Origin of the sequence: Streptomyces sp. NPDC015345, from assembly GCF_043078805.1 — a bacterium.
In the GTDB taxonomy this organism is placed as follows: Bacteria; Actinomycetota; Actinomycetes; order Streptomycetales; family Streptomycetaceae; genus Streptomyces.
The window spans coordinates 145,802-170,578 of sequence record NZ_JBIBTX010000007.1; the positions used below are offsets into that span (position 1 = coordinate 145,802).

Consider the following 24,777-nt stretch of genomic DNA (forward strand, 5'->3'; position numbering starts at 1 on the left):
GCAACGAGTTGGTGAAGGAGGCAAGGGTAGGCTGGCCTTGACGCGGACTGGTGCCTACCGGTTTGCTGTGCGTGATCATCCGTACGCGAGCCGCGCCGGGGAGGAAGTCCCGCGGTGTCACCACCCCCACCCCCACTGGGCCGCTCCCGCAAGAAAAGGGCCGCGGCGCACGCCTTCGACGCCGCACTCGACGACGCCGAACTCATCGCCGCCCGAGCCGCGTTGGCCCAGGGGCGCTGGATCGAGGCGCGCGCGCTGCTCGCCGCCACCGGCGACGACTGGGACCGCAGGGGCCACCGCTTCGACGTCCTCGCGCAGGAACCTTCCACCACGGCCTGGGCCCGCGACTGGCGGCTCGTGGAACCGGAGAGCTACGACGCCGAGGTGCTGCTCGCCTTCGCCGCCGTGCACAAGGCGCTGCGCGGCAAGGAGCGTTCGGACCAGGCGCGCGCCCTGTGCCGCGAGGCGGCCGGCCGCGTCCCCGCCGACCCGACGCCCTGGCTCGCGCTGCTGCTGCTCGAACGCTCGCTGGGCCGCGAGGAGGACGTCGTACGCCTCTTCGACGAGGTCCGCCACCGCCACCCCGAGCACCACCACGCCCACCACCTGATGGTCGCCCGGCTCGCCGAGCGGCGCCCCGCGGCGGGCCAGGACCCGCTGCACGAGGTCTACGACTTCGCCTCCTGGGCGGCCGAACAGGCGCCTGCCGACTCCCCGTTAGCGGTCCTGCCGGTCGTCGCGCACGCCGAGCGCTACCGCGTCCTCGCCACCGCGGGCATGGAACCCGCCGACCCCATGGCGAGCACACACTGGACGGGGCGGCGCGCCCGCGGCGTCATGAAGGCCGCCTTCGACTGGTGGCTGGAGTGGGAGACACCCGACGAGCCGGCCCACCCGCGCTGCCACGTCGACCTCAACTTCCTCGCGCACGCGAAGTCCTGCGAGGGCAGGGCCGCCGAGGCCGCCGTGCTCTTCCACCGCATCGGACGGCACGCGACCCCGGCCCCCTGGTCCTACCCGGACCGCGATCCGCACGAAGCGTTCACCGCCGCGCGCGCCACCGCGCTCGGCTCCGCCTGAACGCCGGGACACACGCCTGAATATCCGTACCCCTGAAAGGACGACCGCGCCATGGCGACGGGCAGTTCGAGCACGAGCGGCACCAGATCCCTCAGCGAACCGACGGGTGACAGCGGGATCAGCACGTACAAGGGGCAGGAACGCGCGCTGCGCGCGGGCCGCCTCGGCACGGCGGGCCTCCTGCTCTCCGTGCTCGCCGCGACCGGCCCCCTGATGGTCGTCGCCGGCGTCATGCCCACCACCTACGGCGTGATGGGCATCGTCGGACAACCCCTGCTCTTCCTCATCCTCGGCGTCGTCCTCGCGCTCTTCAGCCTCGGGTACGCCGAGATGAGCCGGCACGTCCACAACGCCGGCGCCTTCTACGCGTACATATCCCGCGGCCTCGGCGGCACCGCGGGCGCCGGCGCCGCGCTGGTCGCGCTCGTCGCCTACAGCGCCCTCCAGGCGGGGCTGTACGGCCTGCTCGGCTTCGAGGTGTCCGGGCTGCTCCACACGTACTTCGAGATCGAGGTCGCCTGGTGGATCCCGGCGCTGGTCACCGTGGCCCTGGTCGCCGTCCTCGCCTGGCTGAAGATCGACCTCAACGCGCGCGTGCTCGGCGTGCTGCTGCTCATCGAGGTGGCGCTCGTCGTCATCTTCGACATCGCGGCCATCGCCGACCCGGCGAAGGAGGGGCTGTCCCTGCACGCCTTCAACCTGGACACGCTCACCGGCGCGGGCGTCGCCACGTCGCTGTGCTTCTGCATCGCGGCCTTCACCGGCTTCGAGCAGGCCCCCGTGTACGCCGAGGAGACCAGCCGTCCCCAGGTCGTCGTCGCCCGCGTGATGTTCTTCGCCGTCGGCTTCGTCGCCGTCTTCTTCGCGCTCAGCTCCTGGGCGCTGACGGTCGCCGCAGGGCCCTCCGGCATCGTCGGGGCGGCCGAGAAGCAGAGCGCGGGCCTGCTGTTTGACCTCACCGAGTCCCGGCTCGGCGGCACCTTCACCGACGTACTCCACGTGCTCTTCGTGACCGGCATGTTCGCGGCCATCCTCAGCTTCCACAACGTGGTCGCGCGGTACGCCTTCGCGATGGGCCGCGAGAGGCTGCTGCCCGCCGCGTTCGGCCGCACCAACACCGCGACCGGCGCCCCGGGCACCGGCTCGCTGCTCCAGACCGTCATCTCCGTCGTGGTCGTCGTGGGCTTCGCCGCCGCCGACGACGGCGGAGCGGGCGACCCGACCGCCCCCGTGCTGCACCTGTTCACCTGGGGCGGCAACATCGGCGCGCTCGGCGTCATCCTGCTGATGGCCACCGCGTCCGTCGCCGTCATCGTCTTTTTCGCCCGCCGGGGCGCCGCCCGCGCCCAGGCCTGGCGGATCGCCGCCTCCGCGCTCGCCGCGGTCGGCCTGCTCGTCATCGCGGCGTACACCGTCAAGGACTTCGACGTCCTCGTGGGCGCGGGCCCGGACTCGGCGCTCAGCTGGGTGCTGCCCGGCATCATCTTCCTGGCGGCGCTCATCGGTGTGGCGTACGGGACGATCCTGCGCTCCCGCGACCCCGAGGCGCACGCCCGCATCGGTCTGGGCAACGAGGCGTTCCAGCTGGAGAAGGCGTCTTCCTCGCCGGGGGTGTGACGGTCGCCCGACCCACCGCACGTCCGTGGCCGCGCCGGGATGCCGGCGCGGCCACGGACTCTTGAGCGGGGCGGTACGGCCCCGAAGGGCGCTAGATGATCAGGGAGAGCAGCAGGACCAGGCCTCCCGCCACCACCGAGATGATCGTCTCCATCACCGACCAGGTCTTGATCGTCTGGCCGACGTCAAGGCCGAAGTACTCCTTGACCAGCCAGAACCCGGCGTCGTTGACGTGCGAGAAGAACAGCGAACCCGCGCCGATGGCCAGCACGAGCAGCGCCGCGTGCGAGGTCGACATGTCGGCGGCGAGCGGGGCGACGAGACCGGCCGCCGAGATCGTCGCGACCGTCGCCGAGCCCGTCGCGAGCCGGATCGCCACCGCGATCAGCCAGGCGAGCAGCAGCGCGGGGATCGACCAGTCCTTGGAGAAGTCCAGGATCATCTGGCCCACGCCGACATCGATGAGCGTCTGCTTGAAGCCGCCGCCCGCGCCCACGATCATCAGGACGCCCGCGATCGGGGCGAGCGACTTCTCGACGGTCGTCGACAGGCGGTCCTTGGTGAAGCCGGCCGCACGGCCCAACGTGAACATCCCGACGATCACCGCGGCCAGCAGCGCGACGAGCGGCGAACCTATGACGTCGAAGACCCGCTGCACGGTGGTCTCGGGGTCGTCGACCACGATGTCCACCAGCGCCTTGGCCAGCATCAGCCCGACGGGCAGCAGCACGGTCGCCACCGTGGCGCCGAAGCCGGGACGCTTCTCCAGGTCCTCCGAGGGACGCTGCGGGATCATCTTCTCGGGGGCGGGTACGTCCACCCAGCGCGCCGCGAACTTCGAGAAAAGCGGACCTGCGATGATCACCGTCGGGACCGCGACCAGGACGCCGAGCGCGAGGGTGACACCGAGGTTGGCCTCGACCGCGTCGATGGCGACGAGCGGGCCGGGGTGCGGCGGGATGAGCCCGTGCATCACGGAGAGACCGGCCAGCGCCGGGATGCCGATGCGCATCAGCGAGTAGTTGCCGCGCTTGGCGACCATCAGGACGACCGGGATCAGCAGCACGATGCCGACCTCGAAGAAGAGCGGCAGACCGATGACGGAGGCGATGAGCACCATCGCCCACGGCATCGCGCGCCCGCCCGCCCGTCGCCCGCCGCCACCCTTCTGAAGAGGGACCTGCGGCCCCGCCCCGCCCCATTTGGCCAGGATCGTGTCGACGATCTGGTCGGCGCCCCCGGAGTCGGCGAGCAGCTTGCCGAGGATCGCGCCGAGCGCGATCAGCACACCCACGCCCGCGACGGTCGACCCGAGGCCGGCCGTGAAACTGGCGATGGCCTTGTCGAGCGGCGCGCCCGCGAAGGCCCCGAGCGCGAGCGACCCGACGGTCAGCGCGAGGAACGCGTGCAGCTTGAACTTGGTGATGAGCAGGACGATGACGGCGATGCCCGCGAGGACGGCGATCCCCAGCTGGGCATGGCCCGCCGAGGTGATCGGCTCGACGGGGTCCGCTGCCAGCATCTCGACGCTGAGACTGGTCACGGTGCTTTCCTTGTACGGGGCCCCGGTAGGGGGCGCGGGGAACTGCGCGACCAGCCACATCCGGCCCGCAGACAGAAATTCTTCCGAGCGAACGCTCAGCCGAGCCGGCGCAGAGCCTCAACGGCCCGCTCGGCGATCTCCTCCGGAGATCCGGCGACGTCGACGGCGACGCCCGCCTCATCCGCCCCGAGGGGCTGCAACGTGGCGAACTGCGAGTCAAGGAGCGCCGCAGGCATGAAGTGCCCCTTGCGCTGCCGCATCCGGTCCTCGATGAGCTCGCGGTCACCGGTGAGGTGGACGAAGACGACGCCGGGGGCGGCGGCCCGCAGCCGGTCCCGGTAACTCCGCTTCAGCGCGGAGCTGCTGACGACACCGCCGCGCCCCTCCCGCCCGTGCGCCCAGGCGCCGATGGCGTCCAGCCAGGGCCAGCGGTCGTCATCGGTGAGCGGGGTGCCGGAGGACATCTTCTCGACGTTCTGAGGCGGGTGGAAGTCGTCGCCCTCGGCGTACGGGACGCCGAGCCGGTCCGCGAGCAGGGGGCCGATCGTCGTCTTGCCGGTCCCTGCCACGCCCATGATCACGACCACGTGGGGGGTGTGTTGCTGCCGCATCGTGCTCTCGCTGTCTTCATCGACATCGGTCGGTTCGTTCACGTCACTGAAACCCATTAGGTATGACGAATTCAAGAGGCTGTGACATAAAAGTCTGACTTATTGTCCACGTGCCTCTCCTCGTAGGCTTTCGTCATGACCGCACAGGCCCGAGGGCTGCACTCCCGCGTACTGGAAAGCCTCGGGCCCGCCATCACCGCGGGCGAGTACCCGCCCGGCAGTGTTCTGCGCACCGACGAGCTGGCCCAGCGCTTCGAGGTGTCCCGCTCCGTGATGCGCGAGGCGGTCCGGGTCCTGGAGTCCATGCACCTCGTCGCGTCCCGGCGGCGGGTGGGGGTGACCGTACTGCCCACCGAGCAGTGGAACGTCTACGACCCGCAGGTCATCCGGTGGCGTCTCGCCGGCGCCGACCGGCCCCGCCAGCTGCGCTCCCTCACCATGCTGCGCTCCGCGATCGAACCCGTCGCCGCCGGACTCGCCGCCCGACACGCCACGGCCGCGCACTGCGCGGAGCTGACCGAGTGCGCGCTCGGCATGGTCGCCCACTCGCGCGGCCACCAGCTGGAGGGCTATCTCAAGCACGACATCGCCTTCCACCGGGTCATCCTCAACGCCTCCGGCAACGAGATGTTCGCCCGCCTCGGCGACGTCGTCGCCGAGGTGCTGACGGGACGCACCGCCCACCAGGTGATGTTCGAGGACCCGGATCCGCCCGCCGTGTCCCTGCACGTCCAGGTCGCCGAGGCGGTCAGGGAGGGCGACGCGGCCCGCGCGGAGGCGCTGACGCGCGAGATCGCCCTCGGCGCGCTCGAAGAACTGGACATCCTGGCGCCCTGACGCCGGGGCGCGGGCGGGTGGCGACAGCGGCCGGGCTCGGCGGCGAGGGGCGGGTCGGTGACAATGGACGCCATGTCCCGACGCGCCGCACGCCCCACGCCCTGCCCCTGCGGGCACCCAGAGCCGTACGAGAAGTGCTGCGGCCGCCTGCACCGCGGCGAGGCCGCCGCCGGCAGTCCCGAGGAGCTGATGCGCTCCCGCTACAGCGCCTTCGCGGTACGGGACGAGGCCTACCTCCTGCGCACCTGGCACCCGCGGACCCGGCCGCCCCGCGTCGAGTTCGATCCGGCGCTGCGCTGGGTGGGCCTGGACATCGAGGAGACCGGCGAGGGCACCGCCTTCCACACCACGGGCACGGTCACCTTCCGGGCCCGCTACACCGACGGCGGCCGCCCGGAGGTCCTGCACGAACACAGCCGCTTCGAGCGCCTCGACGGCGCCTGGGTCTACGTGGACGGCAGCTTTATCGCCTGAGCGCATCCGACGGGACCCGGCCACCGCGACCCCCGTGCGCGTGAGACTGCTGGGAAGCGGAGGTTCACACGGGGTGTGATCCGGCGGGGCGTGCCCGTGCGCCGGGCTCGCCCGAAGCCGCCGACGGGCCCAAACGCCCTGGACCGGCCGCCTGTTCGACCCCGCCGGGCGGCCCCGCACATAGGCGGGAACCCTCGCTGCGGCCGACCGGCGCCGCCAGTAGCGTCTGCCTGCCCCCCTCCCTTACGCAGTCCCGTATGCCGTGCGATGGAAGAGGCTCCCGATGGCCGACACCGGACAGCACCAGCACAGTCACGAGCGCTACATGGGCGGCACACCGGAAGCGGAGCGCCGGATCTTCGAACGCCTGGCCCATGAGCTGATGAAGGTCCAGGAGAAGAACCGGCGCGCGAGCCGGACCAAGGACCTGGAGCGCACCTTCCACGCCAAGGCCGCGCTCGGCGTGGAAAACGCCAGGATCCGCTTCCACGACGACCTCCCCGACGCCCTGCGCGGCGGCTTCGCGCAACCCGGCGCCACCTACCCGGCGACCGTGCGCCTCTCCAACGCGGGCGGCATCCGGCAGGCCGACGGCGCGCCCGACCTGCGCGGTATCGCCGTGCGCGTGGCGGTGTCCGCCGAGGAGAGCCACGACCTGCTCGCCACCAACCACCCGGTGTCGCACGCCCGTGACGCCCGCGAATTCGTGGCCTTCGCCAAGGCCATGGCGGGCGCCACCACGCGCGTACGCAAGGCCGTCGGGCTCTTCGTCAGGCTGCCGCTCGCCGTCGGCCCGTCCACGGCCGCCCGCATGCGCCGCAACATCCGCGCCGCCACCCGCCGCACGGTCGACAGCCTGGCGGGCGAGACGTACTGGAGCCGCAGCGCCATCCTGTGGGGCGAGGCGGGCCCGGTCCGCTATCTGCTGCGGCCCGCGGGCCACGCCACCGCCGGCGGCACCCGCCCCGAACGGCGCGACCCCCACCACCTGCGCCGTGACCTGGAGGCCCGCCTCGCCCGCCAGGACATCGCCTTCGAGCTGTGCGTCCAGCGGTACGTCGACGACAAGCGCACCCCCGTCGAGGACGGCGCCGTGGAGTGGCCCGAGTCCCTCACGCCCGCGCTGCCCGTCGCCACGCTCACCGTGCCGAGCCAGGACCTCGACACCGCGCGGGCGCGCGCCGCGGGCGGACGCGTCGAGACGATCGGCTTCAACCCGTGGTTCACCACGGACGACTTCCGCCCCCTCGGCAACCTCAACCGGGCCCGCAAGGCCGCGTACGAAGCGAGCGCCGCGCACCGCCACGGCCTGCGCTTCGTCCCCGAGGAACCGCCGCTGCGCAACAAGGCGCTTGGCGCCCCGGCCGACGCCGCGTTCCGGCTCCTGAACCGCGCTGTGCCCTGGCACCGGCTGCCCCTGTCCGCGAGCCTGCTCAACCTCGTCCTCCTGCGCAAGGCGCTGCGCCGCCGCAACCTCATCGACACCGACGTGCACGAGGCGCCGCCCAAGGCCATGCCGGTACCCGCCCCCGCCGACGAACACCTGCGCACCGTGCGGTCCTACGACGGGACGTACAACGACCTCTCCCGCCCCGCCATGGGCGCCGTGGGCGCGCCCTTCGGACGCAACCTCAAACCTGTCTACCGGCCCGACCTCTTCGACGTCCCGAACCCGGTGACCGTCAGCCGCCAACTCCTGCACCGCGATACGTTCCTGCCCGCGACCTCGCTGAACGTGCTGGCCGCGGCCTGGATCCAGTTCCAGGTCCACGACTGGGTCAACCACCGCCGCCACAAGCCGGGCGGCGACAGCGTCGAGGTGCCGATGCCGCCCGGCAGCACCTGGCACAACACGCCGGGCGGCCCGGCCGAGCGCGTGATGCGCTTCGCCGAGAACGAGGGCATCGCGCTCCCCGGCGGCCAGCCGCCGATCCTCTTCGCCAACACCGCCTCCCACTGGTGGGACGGCTCCGAGGTGTACGGCGAGAACGAACGGACCGCGAAACACCTGCGCGAGCCCGATGGCGGAGCCGGACTCCGCCTCGACGAGGGCCACTTGCCCCTCGGTCCGAACGGCGTCCCGCTGACCGGGTTCGCCGACAACTGGTGGCTCGGCCTCAGCGCCATGCACACCCTCTTCGCCCGGGAGCACAACGCGGTCTGCGACGCGCTGCGGCACGCCTACCCCTCGATGAACGGGGAGAGCGTCTACCACACGGCGCGCCTCGTCGTCTCCGCCCTCATCGCCAAGATCCACACGGTGGAGTGGACCCCGGCGATCCTCGCGACCGAGGCGATCGACCTCGGGCTGCGCACCAACTGGGAAGGACCGCCGGACAGCTGGCTCCAGAAGCTCGGCCTGTGGCTGCTCGAATCCCACTCGCTGACCGGCATCCCCAAGACCCTGCCGGACCACCACGCGGCGCCGTACTCCCTGACCGAGGACTTCGTCACCGTCTACCGCATGCACCCGCTGATCCCCGACGACTTCGAGATGCGCGAACACCGCTTCGGGCAGCGCCTGGAGACCCTCGGCTTCCGCGACATCCAGGGCACCGCCGCCGAGGGCGCCATCCGCAAGACGGGCCTCGCCGACACGCTCTACTCCTTCGGCATCGCCCACCCCGGCGCGATCACCCTGCACAACTTCCCGCGCGCGCTCCAGCGGTTCGAGCGCGACGGCGAGATCATCGACCTGTCCGTCGTCGACCTGGTCCGCACCCGCAGGCGCGGCGTGCCCCGCTACAACGACTTCCGGGAGGGCCTGCACAAGCGGCGCATACGCTCCTTCGAGGAGCTCTCCCAGGACCCGGTGACCCTCGCCCGGCTGAGGGACGTCTACCGCTCGGTCGACGAGATCGACACGGTCGTCGGCCTGTTCGCCGAGAACCCGCCGCACGGCTTCGGCTTCAGCGACACGGCCTTCCGCGTCTTCATCCTGATGGCGACGAGGCGGCTCCAGAGCGACCGTTTCCTGACCGTCGACTTCCGCCCCGAGATCTACACCCCGCTCGGCATCGACTGGGTCCAGAAGGGCGGCATGAACTCCGTCCTGCTGCGGCACTGCCCCGAGCTGGCGGGCCTGTTGCCGCGCGGGGCGAGCGCGTTCGCGCCGTGGCGCCAGGTGCAGCAGCCGATGGGCGACCGGGGCGGATACGAGGGCGGCTAAGACACGTCGGCCGCGACGGCGGCCGGGGCACGTCGGCGAGACGGAGTCAGGACCGCTCCGGCGAGGCCGAGGAACCGGCGGGCCCGAACCTGCGCCGGTAGTCGGACGGGCTGAGCCCCGTCTCGCGGCGCAGCCTGGCCCGCAGATTGGCGGCGGTGCCAAGGCCGCTGCGGCGCGCGACCACGTCGAGGCGTTCCTCGCCGCGCTCGATGAGGCGGCAGGCCAGGGCCACGCGCTCGCCGGTGAGCCAGGCCAGCGGTGTGGTGCCCAGCTGGGCGCGGAAGCGGCGGTGCAGGGTCGCGGGGCTGAGCCCGGCGCGCGCGGCGAGGCCGGTCACGGTGAGCGGCTCGTCCAGTCGCTCCTGCGCCCAGGCGAGCACCGGGGCGAGGGACTCGTCCCGCACCTGAGGGACCGGCCGCTCCACGAACTGCCGCTGCCCGCCGTCCCGGTGCGCCGCGAACACGAGACGCCTGCTCACGGAGTTGGCGACCTCGGCGCCGAAGTCCTTTCGCACGATGTGCAGGGCCAGGTCGAGGGCGGCCGCGCTGCCCGCCGCGGTGAGGATGTCGCCCTCGTCCACGAAGAGCACGTCCGGTTCGAGCCGCACGGCCGGAAACAGCTCCCGGAAGGAGTCGGCCCACTGCCAGTGCGTGGTGGCCCGGCGCCCGTCGAGGATGCCCGCCTCGGCGAGCGCGAAGGCGCCGGTGCACAAGCTCATGATCCGGACGCCGCGCGCGTGGGCCCGCCGGATGGCGTCCCGTACGGCCGGGGCGCGCGGCACGGTGTTGTCGGGCCGCCCCGGCAAGATCAGGGTGTCGGCGCTCTCCACCGCGTCGAGTCCGGGCACGCCGGTGAGGGTGAAGAACCCATGGTTCATGCGGACGCCGGGCCTCGGCGTGCACAGCACGGTCTCGTACAGGGCTCCGGGCAGGCCGAGTTCGGGCCGGGGCAGGCCGAACACCTCGGTGGCGGCGCCGACTTCGAAGGGATTGGTTCCCTCGTCGACGACGACCACGATCCGGTGCGGTGTCCGCCGCGCGGCCGGTTGCGAGGATCCTTGCGCCATATGCGGTTTCTAGCACTCGTGGCGGCGGTCCGTCACGTCGCAAGATCACCTCATGAACAGCGAACCCGTGACACCTGCCCCCCTGACCGGCGATCCCATCGCCCTCGACCAGGCCCTCGCCTCCTTCGACGCCTTGTGGAGCCCCCGCATCGTCACCACCGTCAACGACTACGACGTACGCGTGGCCAAGGTCGAGGGCGAGCACCTCTGGCACGTCCACGACGACACCGACGAGTTCTTCCTCGTGCTCGGCGGCGAACTCCGCATCGGCCTGCGCGAGCCCGCGGGGGAGCGCACCGTCACTCTGCCGCAGGGCTCGGTCTTCACGGTCCCGCGCGGCACCGAACACAAGCCGTCCGCCCCCGGCGGGGCCCGCATCCTGCTCTTCGAACCCACCGGCACCTCCACGGTCGGGGACCGCCACGAGGACGTCCCCGCCCACGTGGACGCCACGACGGGGCACGCGCTGACCGAGTAACCGCCACCGATCGCCGTCCCCCTCGTATGGGACCCGTCAAGACGCCCGCCACCCCCGTATGGACGGCGTCAACGACGGCCGAAAACGACCGAAAGGGAGCTTTCCTCGAACCGTTCACGCATCTACTTCCTCAGGAGCTCACGATGGCCGATGTGGCCTTCGTCGTCACCACGATCGCGGTCTTCGCGCTGGTGGCCCTCGTCGCCAAGGGGGTGACGAAGCTGTGACCGCCGAGAACGTCGTCGGCCTGGTCGTGGCCGTCGCCCTCCTGGGCTATCTCGTCCTCGCCCTCGTCTTTCCTGAGAGGTTCTGAGTACGGATATGAGCCCCGTCCTTGCCGGCGTGCTCCAATTGCTCGCTCTCATAGCCGCGCTCGCCCTGGCCCACCGCCCGCTCGGTGACCACATGGCCCGCGTCTACGGCTCCAAGAAACACCTACGCGTCGAGAAGTGGCTCTACCGGGCCATCGGCGCCGACCCCGACTCCGAGATGCGCTGGACCGCGTATCTGCGCGGCGTCCTCGCCTTCTCGGCGGCCGGGGTCCTCTTCCTCTATCTGCTCCAGCGGCTCCAGGGCGCGCTGCCCGGCTCGCCCGGCTTCCGGTCCATCGACCCGGACCAGGCGTTCAACACAGCCGCCTCCTTCGTGGCGAACACCAACTGGCAGTCGTACTCCGGCGAACAGGCCATGGGCCACGTCGTGCAGACCGCCGGCCTCGCCGTGCAGAACTTCGTCTCGGCGGCGGTGGGGATCGCCGTGGCGGTGGCCCTCGTACGCGGCATCGCGCGCTCCCGCACCGGGGAGCTCGGCAACTTCTGGGCCGACCTGGTGCGCGGCGTCATCCGCGTCCTGCTGCCGATCTCCGTGGTCGGCGCGCTCGTCCTGGTCGCCTGCGGCGCGATCCAGAACTTCGCCGGCATCCACGAGGTCGGCCAGTTCCTGGGCGGCACGCGGCAGTGGAACGGCGGCGCGGTCGCCTCGCAGGAGGTCATCAAGGAGCTGGGCACGAACGGCGGCGGCTACTTCAACGCCAACTCCGCCCACCCCTTCGAGAACCCCGGCCCCTTCTCCAACCTCTTCGAGATCTTCCTGATCCTCGTCATCCCCTTCTCGCTGACCCGCACCTTCGGCAAGATGGTCGGCTCCGTCCGCCAGGGCTACGCGATCCTCGCCACGATGGCGACGATCTGGCTCGGCTTCACCGCGCTGATGATGTGGACGGAGTTCCACCACGGCGGTCCGGCGTTCGACCTGGCCGGCGGGGCGATGGAGGGCAAGGAGACCCGGTTCGGGATCGGCGGCTCGTCGATCTTCGCGGTGGCCACCACGCTCACCTCCACCGGCGCCGTGAACTCCTTCCACTCCTCCTACACCGGCTTCGGCGGCGGCATCGAGATGCTCGGCATGCAGCTCGGCGAGATCGCCCCCGGCGGCACCGGCTCCGGCCTCTACGGCATGCTCGTGATGGCGGTCATCGCCGTGTTCATCGCGGGCCTGATGGTCGGCCGCACCCCCGAGTACCTGGGCAAGAAGATCGGCACCCGCGAGATCAAACTGGCGGCCTGCTACCTCCTGATCACCCCGGCGCTCGTGCTCGGCTTCACCGCCGTGTCGATGGCGCTGCCCACGCCCAAGGAATCGATGCTCAACTCCGGGGCGCACGGCTTCTCCGAGATCCTGTACGCCTTCACGTCCGGCGCCAACAACAACGGCTCGGCCTTCGGCGGCCTGAGCGCGGACACGACCTGGTTCAACACCACGATCGGTCTCGCCATGCTGCTCGGCCGCTTCCTGCCGATGGTGTTCGTCCTCGCGCTCGCCGGTTCGCTGGCGGAGCAGCAGCCGACCCCCAGGACCGCGGGCACCCTGCGCACCGAGAAACCGCTCTTCACCGGGTTGCTGGTCGGCACGATCATGATCATCACCGGTCTGACCTACTTCCCCGCCCTCGCGCTGGGACCGCTTGCCGAGGGGCTGGCGTCATGAGCACACACACCAAGGAACACGAGATGGACCGCCGGGACGAGGGGCCGGCCGCGACCCGCGCGCCCCACCAGGACGGGCCGAGCGGGCACAGGCCCCCGGGCGAGGGCAAGGTCGGCGCGGGCCTCTTCGACCCCGCCCAGCTGCTGAGGTCCCTGCCCGACGCCTTCCGCAAGCTGCACCCGCGGGTCATGGCCAAGTCCCCGGTCATGTTCGTGGTCCTGACCGGCTCGGTGGTCACCACCGTGCTCGCGGTGAAGGACCCGGGGAACTGGTTCGGCTGGGCGATCACCGCCTGGCTCTGGCTGACCACCGTCTTCGCCAACCTCGCCGAGGCCGTCGCCGAGGGCCGCGGCAAGGCGCAGGCCGACACGCTGCGCAAGGCCAAGACGGACACGGTCGCGCGCCGCCTGACCGGCGGCACCGAGGAGCACGTCCCCGGTACCGACCTGCGCGTCGGCGACCTGGTGGTCTGCGAGGCGGGCGACGTCATCCCCGGCGACGGTGACGTCGTCGAGGGCGTCGCCTCCGTCGACGAATCCGCGATCACCGGCGAGTCGGCCCCCGTCATCCGGGAATCCGGCGGCGACCGCTCCGCCGTCACGGGCGGCACGAAGGTCCTCTCCGACCGCATCGTCATCAAGATCACGACGAAGCCCGGCGAGACGTTCATCGACCGCATGATCAACCTCGTCGAGGGCGCGGCCCGCCAGAAGACGCCCAACGAGATCGCCCTGAACATCCTCCTGGCGTCCCTCACCATCGTCTTCCTGCTCGCCGTCGTCACGCTCAAGCCCTTCGCGATCTACGCCGGGGCCGACGACCAGACCTCCCTGATCGTCCTGACGGCGCTGCTCGTCTGCCTCATCCCCACCACCATCGGCGCCCTGCTCTCCGCGATCGGCATCGCGGGCATGGACCGCCTGGTGCAGCGCAATGTCCTCGCCATGTCCGGCCGGGCCGTCGAGGCCGCGGGCGACGTCTCCACCCTGCTGCTCGACAAGACCGGCACCATCACGCTCGGCAACCGTCAGGCCGCCGAGTTCGTGCCGGTGCGCGGCACCACCGAGGCCGAGGTCGCCGACGCCGCCCAGCTCTCCTCGCTGGCCGACGAGACGCCCGAGGGCCGCTCCATCGTCGTACTCGCCAAGGAGAAGTACGGCCTGCGCGAGCGCCACCAAGGGGAGCTGACCGGCGCCCAGTGGGTGGCGTTCACGGCGCAGACCCGCATGTCCGGAGTGGACGCCGACGGCCGCCGGGTCCGCAAGGGCGCGACCGGCTCGGTCATCGCCTGGGTCGAGGAGCGCGGGGGGCAGGTCGCCGAGGACGCGCGGGAACTCAACGACCGCATTTCACAGGCCGGTGGCACGCCGCTGCTGGTGGCGGTGGAAGACGCTGACGGCGCCCGGGTCCTCGGGGTGATCCACCTCAAGGACGTCGTCAAGGAGGGCATGCGCGAACGCTTCGACGAGCTGCGCCGCATGGGCATCAAGACCGTCATGATCACCGGCGACAACCCGCTGACCGCCAAGGCCATCGCGGACGAGGCGGGCGTGGACGACTTCCTCGCCGAGGCCACGCCCGAGGACAAGATGGCGCTGATCAAGCGCGAGCAGGCCGGCGGCAAGCTGGTCGCGATGACGGGCGACGGCACCAACGACGCCCCCGCCCTCGCCCAGGCGGACGTGGGCGTGGCGATGAACACGGGTACGTCGGCCGCCAAGGAGGCCGGCAACATGGTCGACCTCGACTCGAACCCCACGAAGCTCATCGAGATCGTGGAGATCGGCAAGCAACTCCTCATCACGCGGGGCGCGCTGACGACGTTCTCCATCGCCAACGACGTCGCGAAGTACTTCGCGATCATCCCGGCCATGTTCGCGGTGGCGTACCCGGGCCTCGACAAGCTCAACATCATGAACCTGTCGTCGCCCGAATCCGCGATCCTCTCCGCGGTGATCTTCAACGCCCTGATCATCGTCGCACTGGTGCCCCTGGCCCTGAAGGGCGTGCGGTACCGCCCGATGAGCGCGGACCGGATGCTGCGGCGCAACCTCGGCGTCTACGGCCTCGGCGGACTCGTCGCCCCGTTCATCGGCATCAAGATCATCGACGTACTCATCTCCCTCATCCCCGGCATTGGGTGACGCGCTCATGAACAACTCGGTAGGCAACACCGCCCGGCTGCTCGGCGCGGGCCTGCGCGCCCTCCTCGTCCTGACCCTGGTCTGCGGCGTCATCTACCCGCTCGCGGTGACCGGCGTCGCCCAGGCCCTCTTCCACGACAAGGCCAACGGCTCCGAGATCAAGGCGGACGGCAGGGTCGTCGGCTCCGAACTCATCGGCCAGCGCTACGACCTCCCGCTCAAGAAGGGCCAGAAGACCCCCGAGCCCGACCTCAGGTGGTTCCAGCCGCGCCCCTCCAACGGCCTCGGCGAGAACAGCGTCAACACTCAGTACGAGCTGCTCCTGTCCGGCGCCACCAACCTGGCCGGTGACAGCAAGGAGCTGATCGCCCAGGTGAAGAAGGCGAAGGCGGCCGTGGTCAAGGACAACTCCACGGCCGACCACGAGGTGGCACCCGCCGACGTGCCCCCCGACGCGGTCACCTCCTCGGGCTCCGGCCTGGACCCGCACATCTCCCCGGCGTACGCCGCCCTCCAGGTCCACCGCGTGGCGGAGAAGAACCACGTGAGCGTGGACCGGGTCCGGAACCTGGTCGACGAGCACACCAAAGGACGGACCCTCGGCTTCATGGGAGAACCGCGCGTGAACGTCCTGCGGCTCAACATCGCCCTCGCGGAACTGACCGGGCGGAGCCACGGCTCCTGACACGCCAAAGGCCCCAGTTCGATGAACTGGGGCCTTGCCGGTGTCCGAGGGGGGACTTGAACCCCCACGCCCGATAAAGGGCACTAGCACCTCAAGCTAGCGCGTCTGCCATTCCGCCACCCGGACCAGGTGTCTGTCTTCGCGGGGTGTTCCCCGCGGCGACACAGAGAACATTACCAGGCTTCCGGGGGCACTCGATCACCCCTCCACCCACCGTGAACTGCTGATGACGGCGCCCGCCCGCCCTTGGGCCCGGAGCCCGGGAGAGAGAGGATGAGAGGGACCACCAGCAGCGAATGCGGGAGGAGCCAGCGTGAGCGGGTCCAGCACGGGCAAGGCCGTCACCGGTGAGGACGAGGTCGTCGACCTCTGTCGCGAACTGATCCAGATCGATACGAGCAATTACGGCGACCACTCGGGCCCGGGGGAGCGCAAGGCCGCCGAGTACGTCGCCGAGAAGCTCGCCGAGGTCGGTCTCGAGCCGAAGATCTTCGAGTCCCACCCCGGCAGGGCGTCCACGGTGGCGAGGATCGAGGGCGAGGACCCGTCGCGGCCCGCGCTGCTCATCCACGGCCACACCGACGTCGTACCGGCCAACGCCATGGACTGGACGCACCACCCCTTCTCCGGGGAGATCGCGGACGGCTGCGTGTGGGGCCGGGGCGCCGTCGACATGAAGGACATGGACGCGATGACCCTCGCGGTCGTCCGCGACCGGCTGCGCACCGGCCGCAAGCCCCCGCGCGACATCGTCCTCGCCTTCCTCGCGGACGAGGAGGCGGGCGGCACGTACGGCGCGCGGTACCTCGTCGACAACCACCCCGACCTCTTCGAGGGCTGCACGGAGGCGATCAGCGAGGTCGGCGGTTTCTCCTTCACCGTCAACGAGAACCTGCGGCTCTACCTCGTCGAGACGGCCCAGAAGGGCATGCACTGGATGAAGCTGACCGTGGACGGCACCGCCGGCCACGGTTCGATGATCCACAAGGACAACGCGATCACCGAGCTGTCCGAGGCCGTCGGCCGCCTCGGGCGGCACAAGTTCCCCGTACGCGTCACCAAGACGCTGCGGCACTTCCTCGACGAGCTCGGCGACGCCCTCGGCACCGAGCTCGACCCGGAGAACATGGACGAGACGCTCGCCAAGCTCGGCGGCATCGCCAAGCTCATCGGCGCCTCCCTCCAGAACACCGCCAACCCGACGCAGCTCGGCGCCGGTTACAAGGTGAACGTGATCCCCGGCCAGGCCACCGCGCATGTCGACGGCCGCTATCTGCCGGGTTACGAGGAGGAGTTCCTCGCCGACCTGGACCGGATCCTCGGCCCGCGGGTCAAGCGCGAGGACGTGCACGCGGACAAGGCGCTGGAGACCACCTTCGACGGAGCGCTGGTCGACGCCATGCAGACCGCCCTGCGGGCCGAGGACCCGATCGCGCGCGCGGTGCCCTACATGCTCTCCGCCGGCACGGACGCCAAGTCCTTCGACGACCTCGGCATCCGGGGCTTCGGCTTCGCGCCGCTGAAGCTGCCGCCGGAGCTGGACTTCGCGGGCATGTTCCACGGGGTCGACGAGCGGGTACCGGTCGACGGCCTCAAGTTCGGCGTCCGGGTGCTGGACCGGTTCATCGACGCGTCCTGACGGGAGCCGGCCGGAAGGCGGCCGGTTATCGTCTGCTTTTCATGGTGAAACGACACTCCAATAATCGCCAGCGCGTGCGTACTTGACTGAAAAGAGTGAAAGCACTCTTCAGCTCGTAGCCCCCTTGCTCCTTCCTCGTTACAGGTGGTGCAGTCCGCGGCTGGGACTGCATTGCCAACAAGGAGGAACAATGATCAAGAAGATCGTCGCTGCTGCGGCTGCCACTGGTGGTCTCGTGCTCGCCGGCGCGGGCGTCGCCGCTGCCGATGCCGGTGCCCAGGGTGCCGCCGTCAACTCTCCCGGTGTCGTCTCGGGCAACGTCATCCAGGCCCCGGTCCACGTCCCGGTGAACGTCTGCGGCAACACGGTCAACGTGATCGGCCTGCTGAACCCCACCTTCGGCAACACCTGCATCAACAAGTGACGTTGTTGTGCCTCACCCCTTGAGGGGCTGAGTCCGTCGGCCCCGGAGCGCGCGCCATGCGCTCCGGGGCCGACGGGCATTCCAGGTCCGGGCAATGGCCCGGGCGTATTCCGGAAGGTAAAAGGCAGGGAACAGCTATGCGACAGGGCACCCGCAAAGGATTGATCACCATGGCGGCCGCGACGGGCGTACTCGCCATGTCCGGTGGCTACGCGCACGCCGACTCGACCGCCAAGGGGGGCGCCTCGGATTCCCCCGGAGTGCTGTCGGGCAACACCGTCCAGGCCCCCATTGACGCCCCGGTCAACGTGTGCGGCAACACCGTGAACGTCGTCGGGGTCCTGAACCCCGCGATGGGCAACAACTGCGCCAACTCCGGCAAGGGGGGCGGCTCGCACAAGCCCTCGGGCGGGGCCAAGGCCGAGGGCCGCACCAGCGACTCCCCGGGCGTCGGTTCCGGCAACACCGTGCAGGTGCCGGTGAACGCTCCGGTGAACGTCTGCGGCAACAGCGTCACCATCGGCGGCCTCGGCAACGCGACCAGTGGCAACGGCTGCGCCAACGACAGCGGCTCGGTGACCCCGCCGGGCGGCGAGAAGCCGCCGACGGACCCCGAGCACCCCGGTAAGCCGGAGGAGCCGGGCAAGCCGGGGGATCCGGGCAAGCCCGAGCAGCCCGGTAAGCCGGGAGAGCCGGGCAAGCCGGGGGATCCGGGCAAGCCCGAGCAGCCCGGTAAGCCGGGGGAGCCCGGCAAGCCGGGAGAGCCGGGTAAGCCCCATGACCCGGTCGACCCCGCCAAGCCGAACCACCCGGGCACGCAGACCGTCACCCCGCCCGAGGGGACCTCGCAGCTCGCGGAGACCGGCAACTCGCTGCCGGTCGGCCTCGCGCTGCCGATGGGCGCGGGCGTGCTGCTCGCGGGCGCCGTGCTGTACCGGAGGGCGCGGGCGGCCGCCTGAGACACCCTGTGCCCGTGCGGTCAGCTGCCGCCGGGCACGCCGGAACGGAGCGGGCCCCGCCGTCGCGGGGCCCGCTCCGTTTCCCGCGGCCCCGGATCAGACGGGCTTGCGTCCGCTCACCAGGTGGCCCGCACCTGGCGGATGATCCGTCGTTTCAGCCGCACTCTGCGGCTCCCGTCGGGGTGCAGACTCAGGCGGTCCAACTCCCAGTGTCCGTACTCTGCGTGGTCTGTCAGCAGACGTGTGGCTTCCTTGCGGGTGACCCCGCGCGGTACATACACGTCGACAAATTCGTATTCCGGCATCGCATCTATTGTGCGGGCACGGGCCCGGTACGGATAGCGTCTGCACTATGTCTGATGCTGCGCAGCCCACCGCTGCCGAGGTACGTGCCGCCGCCGAGGCGGTCAAGACCGCGCTCGACCGCCACTTGGCCGCGGTCGAACGCAGGTCGGGCGAGGACGATCCGGCCGTGTACGAAGCGTTCAACGAACTCGCCGCCGCGGCGGAGGAGTACGACGAACTTCTCTACGACCGCTATGACGAGGTCACGCCCTTCGAGATCCCCGGTACCGACGACGCGTTGCCGCCTTACCAGGGCCCGGCGGAGGCGAAGGCGCTGAGCGTGCTGATCCGCCGCGACTACGCCGTGGCGGAACCGCAGCGGCTGCTCGCCCAGGCGCAGCGGGTCGCCGACCTCGACGCGGATGGGCCGGGAGGGACCGGTCCGGCCGACACCGTGCACGGCGCGCTCGGCGTCCTCTTCGGGGAGTTCGAACCGGACGAGATCGCCTCCCGGCACAAGGAGTTCGGCCTGGAGGAGGGCGACTCCACGCTGTGGGTCACCGCGGCGGACGTCACCGCCGAGCCGGGGGAGTGGCTCGACGCTCCCTTCGACCAGGCCGACCCGCACCGGGTGGTCTGCCGCTTCGACGTCAGCTCGGTCTTCGACGACGAGCTGGATCACGACGGACTCGACGGCCTGGACGGACTCGACGGGCTCGACGGGCTCGACGCGGACCCCGACATCGACCCGGATGTGGCCGTGCCTCTCGACGAGATCGAAGAGGTCGAGGAAGCCGATATGACTGACGCGCCGGATGTGACCGGCGACGTGGCTCATGGGGCTGACGTGCCTGATGTGGCGAGGGGGGCGAAGGGGGCGGACGAGGCAGGTGATGCTCGTGAGACTGGTGGGGCAGAGCCCGGTGTTCGGGAAGCCGGTCGCTGACGTCCTTCGGAGACGTCTCCCTCGGTGAGCGCGCCGTCCCCTCAAGGGGGCGGCGCGCTCGTTCGTGGAGCCGGGCCGGGCCGCGCCCGTGGCGCCGCCCGGCTCAGCGGCTCAGGACGCCGCCGAGGGGACCTGGGGGCGCAGCAGCGTCCGCAGGCGCGTCGTACGGTCCTTCCAGAGGCGCTCCGCCACCGCGCGCGGCAGGGCCTGTTCGACGCCCTGCACGACCGACAGGTGCCGCTCGCCCCGGGTGAACGCCGTGTAGACCCACGGCCGGGTCAGCGTCTGCGCCGCGTCGCCGGGGAGCACCACGACCACGGCGGGCCAGCGCAGCCCGGCCGCCTGATGTGCCGTGAGCGCCCAGGAGTGCCGCACCTCCCGCTCCACCCGCTCCCTGCGTACGAGCACGGGGTCGCCGTCGCACTCCAGGTGCAGCCCCTCCGCGTCGGCCCGCACCACGCGGCCGAGCGTCGTGCGGCCCGCCGCCGGGACGTGGGCGACCCGGTCGCCGGGGTCGAAGCCGCCGAAGCGGCCGGGGCCGGGGTTCAGCCGCTCCTTCAGCGCGGCGTTGAGCGCGCGGGTGCCGGCGGCGCCGCCGTGCCCCGGTGTGATGACCTGCGTCTGCTCGGCGGGCACGCCGATCGCCCTCGGCACCGAGTCCGCGACGAGCTGCACCGTGCGGTGGATCGCCTCGGCGGCGTCGCGCACCGGGACCAGCACGACTTCCTTGCCTGGCGCCTCGACCGCGTTCAGCTCGCCGATGCCGATGCCGGACGTCAGCTCACCGAGGGGGCCGGGGTCCGGGGTGCGGGAGACGACGTGCGGGCAGCAGCGGGCGGCGACGAGGTCGGCGAAGACCCGCCCGGGGCCCGCCGACCACAGCACGCCCGGATCGCCGCTGAGCACCAGGCGGGCGCCGTCCGGCAGGGACTCCACGAGCATCGCCGCGGACTCCACGTCCAGCTGCGGGGCGTCCAGGACCACCAGCAGGTCAAGGGCGAGGGCGCCGTCGGCGTCGCGCCCGGGGCCCTGCGCGCCGGAGAGCAGTCCCGCGACCGTCACGGCCGCCGCCTCGTGCGTACCGGTCGCTTGCGCGAGGCGGCGCCGGCCGTCGGCGCTGTGGGCGGCCGCGCACACCCGGAGGCCGAGCGCGGCGGCGGCGGCCACCAGCGCGGCGGGCTCCGCACGCGCCGCCTCGCCACCGGAGTGCAGCACGAGGCCGTGCCCGCCCACGGCACGGATCAGCTCGGCCGTGGACCCGGAAGCCTCGCCCGCGGCTGCCTCCCAGTCGGTGTCACGGGGGCCAGGGCCGCCCTCTTGGCCGCCCTCCTTGGGCAGGGAGTTGATGATCCGGGCGAGTCCGTCGGCGAGGCTCTCCTCCGCCATGGCATACCGCTCCAGGCCGATCAGGACGCGGACGGGGCGCTCCTGCTCTTCCTGCCCGCCCTCCGGCCCTTGCCCGCCCTCGTCGTCCGAGCGCTGGACCGGCACCGTCTCGGCACCTTCGAGGGCGTCCTGGAAGACCAGGGCGTCGCCCTCCGCCAGGGCGCTGTGCACCGCGGCGTCCGGGTCGGGCACCGCGCGCTGCCCCAGGGCCGCGGTCAGCGCGGCGGCATCCAGCGCGGTGTGTCCCGCGACGGCGGCCTGCTCCAGGAGCCACACGGTGATCGCGCGGCCCCTGCGCTCGTCGCCGGGCCCGCAGTCGGGGCCGAGCAGTGCCCTCGCGAACCCGTCGGCCTGCTCGGGGCGGACACCGCCGACCCGCAGCAACTGCCAGGGGTCCGCGCGCAGTTGGTCGTCCGCGCCCTCGCCGAGCGTGGCCGCCGTCGGCGCGGCGAGCGTCTCCGGCGCGCCTCCTTCGGCGAGCACGGCACGGACCGCGGCGACACTCTCCTCGGCGGGCGCCGCCTCAGCGGAGGGGCGCGGCCGTACGGGCTCCCGCGCGGGTGGCGGGGTCGGCCTGCGCCGTGCGGGCTCGGGCTCGCGGAAGGCGCCGGCGACGGGCTTCTCGCCGCTCTCCACGGCACGCACGGCGGCGAGCAGGTCGGCGGCCGTCCCGCTCAGCTTCGTCCCGGCCTCGATGGGCCCTTCCTTGGACGCCTTGCGCTGCTCGATCCGCTCCCGCAACTCCCGCTGCGCGGCGATCTCCGCCTCGGCCTCGGACAACGCGACGGCTTCGGCGCTTTCGGCCGCGCCTTCTGCCGCTGCCCCGCCGACGCCTTCCTCCTCGCCTGGCCCGGCGGGGGCCGACGGTCCCTCGGGCAGCCCAGCGGCCTCGGCGCTCTCGGCTGTGCCCTCTGTCGCCATCCCGTCCGCGTTCCCCTGCGCGCCGCGCTCGGCGGCTGCCGAGGGACCCTCGGTCGGATCGGTGGCCTCGGTGCTTTCGCCCGCGCCTTCTGTCGGCGTCCCGTCGGCGTCCTCCACTGTGCCCGGCCCGGCGGGCACCGACGGAGGGTCGACCGGCCCGACAGCCTCGGCACTCCCGCCCCCGTTCTCCTCCGCACCCGGCCCGGCGGGCGCCGGCGGAGTCTCGCCCTGCCCGGCGGGCGACTCCGCTCGCTCCGCGGCAGCGGCTCCGGGGTCCTCCGCGGCAGCGGGTTCCGTACTCACAGCGTGCTCCAGTCGTGATCGGGATAGCGGTGCACGGGCGCCGACACATCGTCGAGCGCCTGGCAGATCTCGTCAGGAAGACTAAGGCTCTCCACTGACAATGCGGCCGTGAGCTGCTGCGCGTTGCGCGCGCCGACGATCGGGGCCGTCACTCCGGGGCGGTCGCGCACCCAGGCCAGGGCGACCTGGAGCGGGGTCGCCGCGAGTCCGTCGGCGGCCGTCGCGACCGCGTCGACGATGTGCCCCGCCGCGTCGTCCAGGTACGGCGCGACGAAGGGCGCCATGTGGTCGGAGGCGCCGCGCGAGTCGGCGGGGGTCGCGCGGCGGTACTTCCCGGTCAGTACTCCCCGGCCGAGCGGCGAGGAGGGCAGGAGGCCCACTCCCAGGTCGATGGCGGCGGGCAGCACCTCGCGCTCGACGCCGCGCTGGAGCAGGGAGTACTCCATCTGCGTACTGGCGATACGGGTGCGCGCGCCCGGCATCGAGAGCTGCCACGTCGCGGCCTTGGCGAGCTGCCAGCCGCAGAAGTTGGAGACGCCCGCGTAGCGCGCCCGGCCGCTGCTGACCGCGATGTCGAGGGCCTGAAGCGTCTCGTCCAGCGGGGTGCGGGGGTCGAAGGCGTGCACTTGCCACAGGTCCACGTAATCCGTGCCGAGGCGGGCGAGCGAGGCGTCGAGCGCGGAGAGCAGATGGCCCCGCGAGCCGTCGAAGCGCCGCTCGGGATCGGGCACGCTGCCCGCCTTGGTGGCGATGACCAGATCGCGCCGGGAGACGAGCCGCTCGATCAGGCGGCCGAGCAGATACTCGGACCCGCCGTCGCCGTACACGTCGGCCGTGTCGACGAGCGTGCCGCCCGCCTCCCAGAACACCTTCAACAGCTCGGCGGCGTCGCTCTCCTCGGTATGGCCCCACGTGAGGGTGCCGAGTCCGATGCGGGACACGCGCAGGCCGGTCCGGCCGAGATGCCTCTGCTCCATGGGCGCTGAGATTACTGGCCACACCCCGGCGACGGGCGACCCTGTGGACAAACCCGCGACTGTGGAGAACTCGGCCGCCCGTCAGGGGAACCGACCAGCCCCTGACGGATCCCGCGCCCGCGCGCTACAGTCCCCGGCACAGGCACGTTACTCACGAGTACAGCGGTTAGGGGATCGGCCATGCAGCTCGGGATCAACCTCGGCTACTGGGGCGCTGGGATGGACGCGGACAATCTCGCGGTCGCCAAGGAGGCCGACCGGCTCGGCTACGCGGTCTGCTGGGCCGCGGAGGCGTACGGCTCGGACGCCGCGACGGTGCTGACCTGGGTGGCCGCGCAGACCGAACGCATCGACGTCGGGTCCGCGATCTTCCAGATCCCGGCGCGGCAGCCCGCGATGACCGCGATGACGGCCGCCACTCTCGACTCGCTCTCCGGCGGCCGGTTCCGCCTCGGCCTCGGGGTCTCGGGCCCACAGGTGTCCGAGGGCTGGTACGGCGTGAAGTTCGACAAGCCGCTGGCCCGTACGCGTGAGTACGTCGAGATCGTCCGCAAGGCCATGACCCGCGAGCGCCTCTCCTACGAGGGGGAGCACTGGACGCTCCCGCTGCCCGGCGGCCCCGGCAAGCCCATCAAGCTGACCGTCCACCCGCAGCGCGAGCACATCCCGCTCTACATCGCCGCGATCGGCCCGAAGAACCTGGAGCAGACCGGCGAGATCGCCGACGGCGCCCTGCTGATCTTCCCGGCCGCCGAGCACCTGGAGGAGACCGCGCTGCGGCACCTGCGCGCCGGGCGCGAGAAGGCAGGCAAGACCATGGAGGGCTTCGACGTCGTCCCGACGGTGCCGCTCGCGGTCGGCGCGGACGACCAGGTCGACGCCCTCGCCGACATGTTCCGGCCCTACACCGCGCTGTACGTCGGCGGCATGGGCAGCCGCAAGCAGAACTTCTACAACCAGCTCGCGCGGCGCATGGGGTACGAGAAGGAGGCCGCCGAGATCCAGGACAAGTACCTCGCGGGCGACAAGGAAGGCGCCGCCGCGGCCGTGCCGCGACAGCTGATCGACTCGACGACGCTGCTCGGTTCCGTGGACCGGATCGCCGACCGGATGCAGGCCTACGCGGCGGCCGGTGTCACCACCCTCACGCTGTCGCCCGCGGGCTTCACGCTGGAGGACCGGATCGCCGCGCTGCGGGCCGGCACCGAGGCGCTGGAACGCGCCGGACTGGCGTAACGAGGGGAGAG

The 24,777-nt window shown here is 71.7% G+C and carries 21 protein-coding genes, 1 tRNA gene and 1 pseudogene; 16 read left to right on the forward strand and 7 right to left on the reverse strand.

All coding sequences use genetic code 11. The features are described 5' to 3' along the window. Window positions 1–114: 114 nt before the first annotated feature. On the forward strand, window positions 115–1,080 hold the full coding sequence (locus tag ACF062_RS27660; protein ID WP_392142258.1) for a hypothetical protein: 966 nt from the start codon (window positions 115–117) through the stop codon (window positions 1,078–1,080). A 51-nt stretch (window positions 1,081–1,131) separates the two neighbouring features. Next, window positions 1,132–2,697 (forward strand): APC family permease, encoded by a 1,566-nt coding sequence (locus ACF062_RS27665; protein WP_392142260.1) that lies wholly within the window; start codon window positions 1,132–1,134, stop codon window positions 2,695–2,697. Between the two features lie 91 nt (window positions 2,698–2,788). On the opposite strand, the gene ACF062_RS27670 is transcribed toward ACF062_RS27665, so the two are convergent. Continuing rightward, window positions 2,789–4,240, reverse strand: coding sequence for a gluconate:H+ symporter (locus ACF062_RS27670; protein ID WP_392142262.1), 1,452 nt, complete (start codon window positions 4,238–4,240; stop codon window positions 2,789–2,791). Between the two features lie 95 nt (window positions 4,241–4,335). Further along, window positions 4,336–4,851, reverse strand: coding sequence for a gluconokinase (locus ACF062_RS27675; protein ID WP_392142685.1), 516 nt, complete (start codon window positions 4,849–4,851; stop codon window positions 4,336–4,338). 135 nt (window positions 4,852–4,986) lie between these two features. Between ACF062_RS27675 and ACF062_RS27680 the strand changes: the two genes are divergently transcribed. The 3 genes from ACF062_RS27680 (at window position 4,987) to ACF062_RS27690 (ending at window position 9,331) form a co-directional block, all read left to right on the forward strand. Then, complete coding sequence (locus tag ACF062_RS27680) at window positions 4,987–5,688, forward strand: FadR/GntR family transcriptional regulator (protein ID WP_392142264.1); 702 nt, start codon at window positions 4,987–4,989, stop codon at window positions 5,686–5,688. 72 nt (window positions 5,689–5,760) lie between these two features. Next, on the forward strand, window positions 5,761–6,162 hold the full coding sequence (locus ACF062_RS27685; RefSeq protein ID WP_392142265.1) for a YchJ family protein: 402 nt from the start codon (window positions 5,761–5,763) through the stop codon (window positions 6,160–6,162). A gap of 283 nt (window positions 6,163–6,445) precedes the next feature. Continuing rightward, complete coding sequence (locus ACF062_RS27690; RefSeq protein ID WP_392142267.1) at window positions 6,446–9,331, forward strand: peroxidase family protein; 2,886 nt, start codon at window positions 6,446–6,448, stop codon at window positions 9,329–9,331. A gap of 46 nt (window positions 9,332–9,377) precedes the next feature. On the opposite strand, the gene ACF062_RS27695 is transcribed toward ACF062_RS27690, so the two are convergent. Then, window positions 9,378–10,397: a GlxA family transcriptional regulator gene (locus tag ACF062_RS27695; RefSeq protein WP_392142269.1), complete on the reverse strand. Its 1,020-nt coding sequence runs from the start codon at window positions 10,395–10,397 to the stop codon at window positions 9,378–9,380. Between the two features lie 52 nt (window positions 10,398–10,449). Here ACF062_RS27695 and ACF062_RS27700 point away from each other — a divergent pair, with 52 nt between their 5' ends. Genes ACF062_RS27700 through ACF062_RS27725 form a run of 6 tightly spaced genes read left to right on the forward strand, consistent with a single transcriptional unit; the run spans window position 10,450 to window position 15,690 of the window. After that, the gene (locus ACF062_RS27700) at window positions 10,450–10,875 is read left to right on the forward strand and encodes a cupin domain-containing protein (protein WP_392142271.1); all 426 of its coding nucleotides are present in this window, start codon (window positions 10,450–10,452) and stop codon (window positions 10,873–10,875) included. Window positions 10,876–10,901: 26 nt separating this feature from the next. Next, a complete protein-coding gene (locus ACF062_RS27705) occupies window positions 10,902–11,102 on the forward strand; it encodes a hypothetical protein (RefSeq protein ID WP_392142273.1) in 201 nt (66 codons plus the stop codon). Beyond that, complete coding sequence (gene kdpF / locus ACF062_RS27710; protein WP_037802756.1) at window positions 11,099–11,188, forward strand: K(+)-transporting ATPase subunit F; 90 nt, start codon at window positions 11,099–11,101, stop codon at window positions 11,186–11,188. The genes ACF062_RS27705 and kdpF overlap by 4 nt, the downstream gene beginning before the upstream one ends. 8 nt (window positions 11,189–11,196) lie before the next feature. Next, a complete protein-coding gene (gene kdpA / locus ACF062_RS27715) occupies window positions 11,197–12,861 on the forward strand; it encodes a potassium-transporting ATPase subunit KdpA (RefSeq protein ID WP_392142275.1) in 1,665 nt (554 codons plus the stop codon). Next, entirely contained in the window at window positions 12,858–15,005 is a 2,148-nt protein-coding gene (kdpB, locus tag ACF062_RS27720) for a potassium-transporting ATPase subunit KdpB (RefSeq protein WP_392142277.1), read from the forward strand. Before kdpA ends, kdpB begins: the two co-directional genes overlap by 4 nt. A 7-nt stretch (window positions 15,006–15,012) precedes the next feature. Then, complete coding sequence (locus ACF062_RS27725) at window positions 15,013–15,690, forward strand: potassium-transporting ATPase subunit C (RefSeq protein ID WP_392142279.1); 678 nt, start codon at window positions 15,013–15,015, stop codon at window positions 15,688–15,690. A gap of 41 nt (window positions 15,691–15,731) precedes the next feature. On the opposite strand, the gene ACF062_RS27730 is transcribed toward ACF062_RS27725, so the two are convergent. Further along, window positions 15,732–15,816: transfer RNA gene (locus tag ACF062_RS27730), tRNA-Leu, on the reverse strand. A gap of 187 nt (window positions 15,817–16,003) precedes the next feature. Between ACF062_RS27730 and ACF062_RS27735 the strand changes: the two genes are divergently transcribed. The 3 genes from ACF062_RS27735 (at window position 16,004) to ACF062_RS27745 (ending at window position 18,712) form a co-directional block, all read left to right on the forward strand. Then, window positions 16,004–17,329, forward strand: a complete 1,326-nt coding sequence (locus tag ACF062_RS27735) for a M20/M25/M40 family metallo-hydrolase (RefSeq protein WP_223773721.1) — start codon at window positions 16,004–16,006, stop codon at window positions 17,327–17,329. A 190-nt stretch (window positions 17,330–17,519) separates the two neighbouring features. Continuing rightward, a complete protein-coding gene (locus ACF062_RS27740; RefSeq protein WP_392142281.1) occupies window positions 17,520–17,753 on the forward strand; it encodes a chaplin in 234 nt (77 codons plus the stop codon). A gap of 137 nt (window positions 17,754–17,890) precedes the next feature. Next, window positions 17,891–18,712 (forward strand): chaplin family protein, encoded by an 822-nt coding sequence (locus ACF062_RS27745; RefSeq protein WP_392142283.1) that lies wholly within the window; start codon window positions 17,891–17,893, stop codon window positions 18,710–18,712. Between the two features lie 116 nt (window positions 18,713–18,828). Here the strand turns inward: ACF062_RS27745 and ACF062_RS27750 are convergent, their stop codons facing one another. Further along, window positions 18,829–19,017, reverse strand: coding sequence for a DUF5703 family protein (locus tag ACF062_RS27750; protein ID WP_127911640.1), 189 nt, complete (start codon window positions 19,015–19,017; stop codon window positions 18,829–18,831). A 47-nt stretch (window positions 19,018–19,064) separates the two neighbouring features. Here ACF062_RS27750 and ACF062_RS27755 point away from each other — a divergent pair. Then, a pseudogene (locus ACF062_RS27755) lies at window positions 19,065–19,769 on the forward strand (hypothetical protein); the annotation flags it as partial. A gap of 285 nt (window positions 19,770–20,054) precedes the next feature. Here the strand turns inward: ACF062_RS27755 and ACF062_RS27760 are convergent. Next, entirely contained in the window at window positions 20,055–22,553 is a 2,499-nt protein-coding gene (locus ACF062_RS27760; RefSeq protein ID WP_392142285.1) for an AAA family ATPase, read from the reverse strand. Continuing rightward, a complete protein-coding gene (locus tag ACF062_RS27765; protein WP_392142287.1) occupies window positions 22,550–23,530 on the reverse strand; it encodes an aldo/keto reductase in 981 nt (326 codons plus the stop codon). The genes ACF062_RS27760 and ACF062_RS27765 overlap by 4 nt, the downstream gene beginning before the upstream one ends. Window positions 23,531–23,710: 180 nt before the next feature. On the opposite strand from ACF062_RS27765, the gene ACF062_RS27770 reads away from it, so the two are divergent. After that, complete coding sequence (locus ACF062_RS27770; RefSeq protein WP_392142288.1) at window positions 23,711–24,766, forward strand: LLM class F420-dependent oxidoreductase; 1,056 nt, start codon at window positions 23,711–23,713, stop codon at window positions 24,764–24,766. Window positions 24,767–24,777 lie beyond the last annotated feature (11 nt).

Coding starts and splice junctions, on each gene's coding strand:
- ACF062_RS27740 (WP_392142281.1), top strand. CDS start 17,520: ATGATCAAGAAGATCGTCGCTGCTGCGGCTGCCACTGGTGGTCTCGTG.
- ACF062_RS27725 (WP_392142279.1), top strand. CDS start 15,013: ATGAACAACTCGGTAGGCAACACCGCCCGGCTGCTCGGCGCGGGCCTG.
- ACF062_RS27750 (WP_127911640.1), bottom strand. CDS start 19,017: ATGCCGGAATACGAATTTGTCGACGTGTATGTACCGCGCGGGGTCACC.
- ACF062_RS27700 (WP_392142271.1), top strand. CDS start 10,450: ATGAACAGCGAACCCGTGACACCTGCCCCCCTGACCGGCGATCCCATC.
- ACF062_RS27695 (WP_392142269.1), bottom strand. CDS start 10,397: ATGGCGCAAGGATCCTCGCAACCGGCCGCGCGGCGGACACCGCACCGG.
- ACF062_RS27675 (WP_392142685.1), bottom strand. CDS start 4,851: ATGCGGCAGCAACACACCCCCCACGTGGTCGTGATCATGGGCGTGGCA.
- ACF062_RS27665 (WP_392142260.1), top strand. CDS start 1,132: ATGGCGACGGGCAGTTCGAGCACGAGCGGCACCAGATCCCTCAGCGAA.
- ACF062_RS27685 (WP_392142265.1), top strand. CDS start 5,761: ATGTCCCGACGCGCCGCACGCCCCACGCCCTGCCCCTGCGGGCACCCA.
- kdpB (WP_392142277.1), top strand. CDS start 12,858: ATGAGCACACACACCAAGGAACACGAGATGGACCGCCGGGACGAGGGG.
- ACF062_RS27705 (WP_392142273.1), top strand. CDS start 10,902: ATGGGACCCGTCAAGACGCCCGCCACCCCCGTATGGACGGCGTCAACG.
- ACF062_RS27765 (WP_392142287.1), bottom strand. CDS start 23,530: ATGGAGCAGAGGCATCTCGGCCGGACCGGCCTGCGCGTGTCCCGCATC.
- ACF062_RS27770 (WP_392142288.1), top strand. CDS start 23,711: ATGCAGCTCGGGATCAACCTCGGCTACTGGGGCGCTGGGATGGACGCG.
- ACF062_RS27745 (WP_392142283.1), top strand. CDS start 17,891: ATGCGACAGGGCACCCGCAAAGGATTGATCACCATGGCGGCCGCGACG.
- ACF062_RS27680 (WP_392142264.1), top strand. CDS start 4,987: ATGACCGCACAGGCCCGAGGGCTGCACTCCCGCGTACTGGAAAGCCTC.
- kdpA (WP_392142275.1), top strand. CDS start 11,197: ATGAGCCCCGTCCTTGCCGGCGTGCTCCAATTGCTCGCTCTCATAGCC.
- ACF062_RS27690 (WP_392142267.1), top strand. CDS start 6,446: ATGGCCGACACCGGACAGCACCAGCACAGTCACGAGCGCTACATGGGC.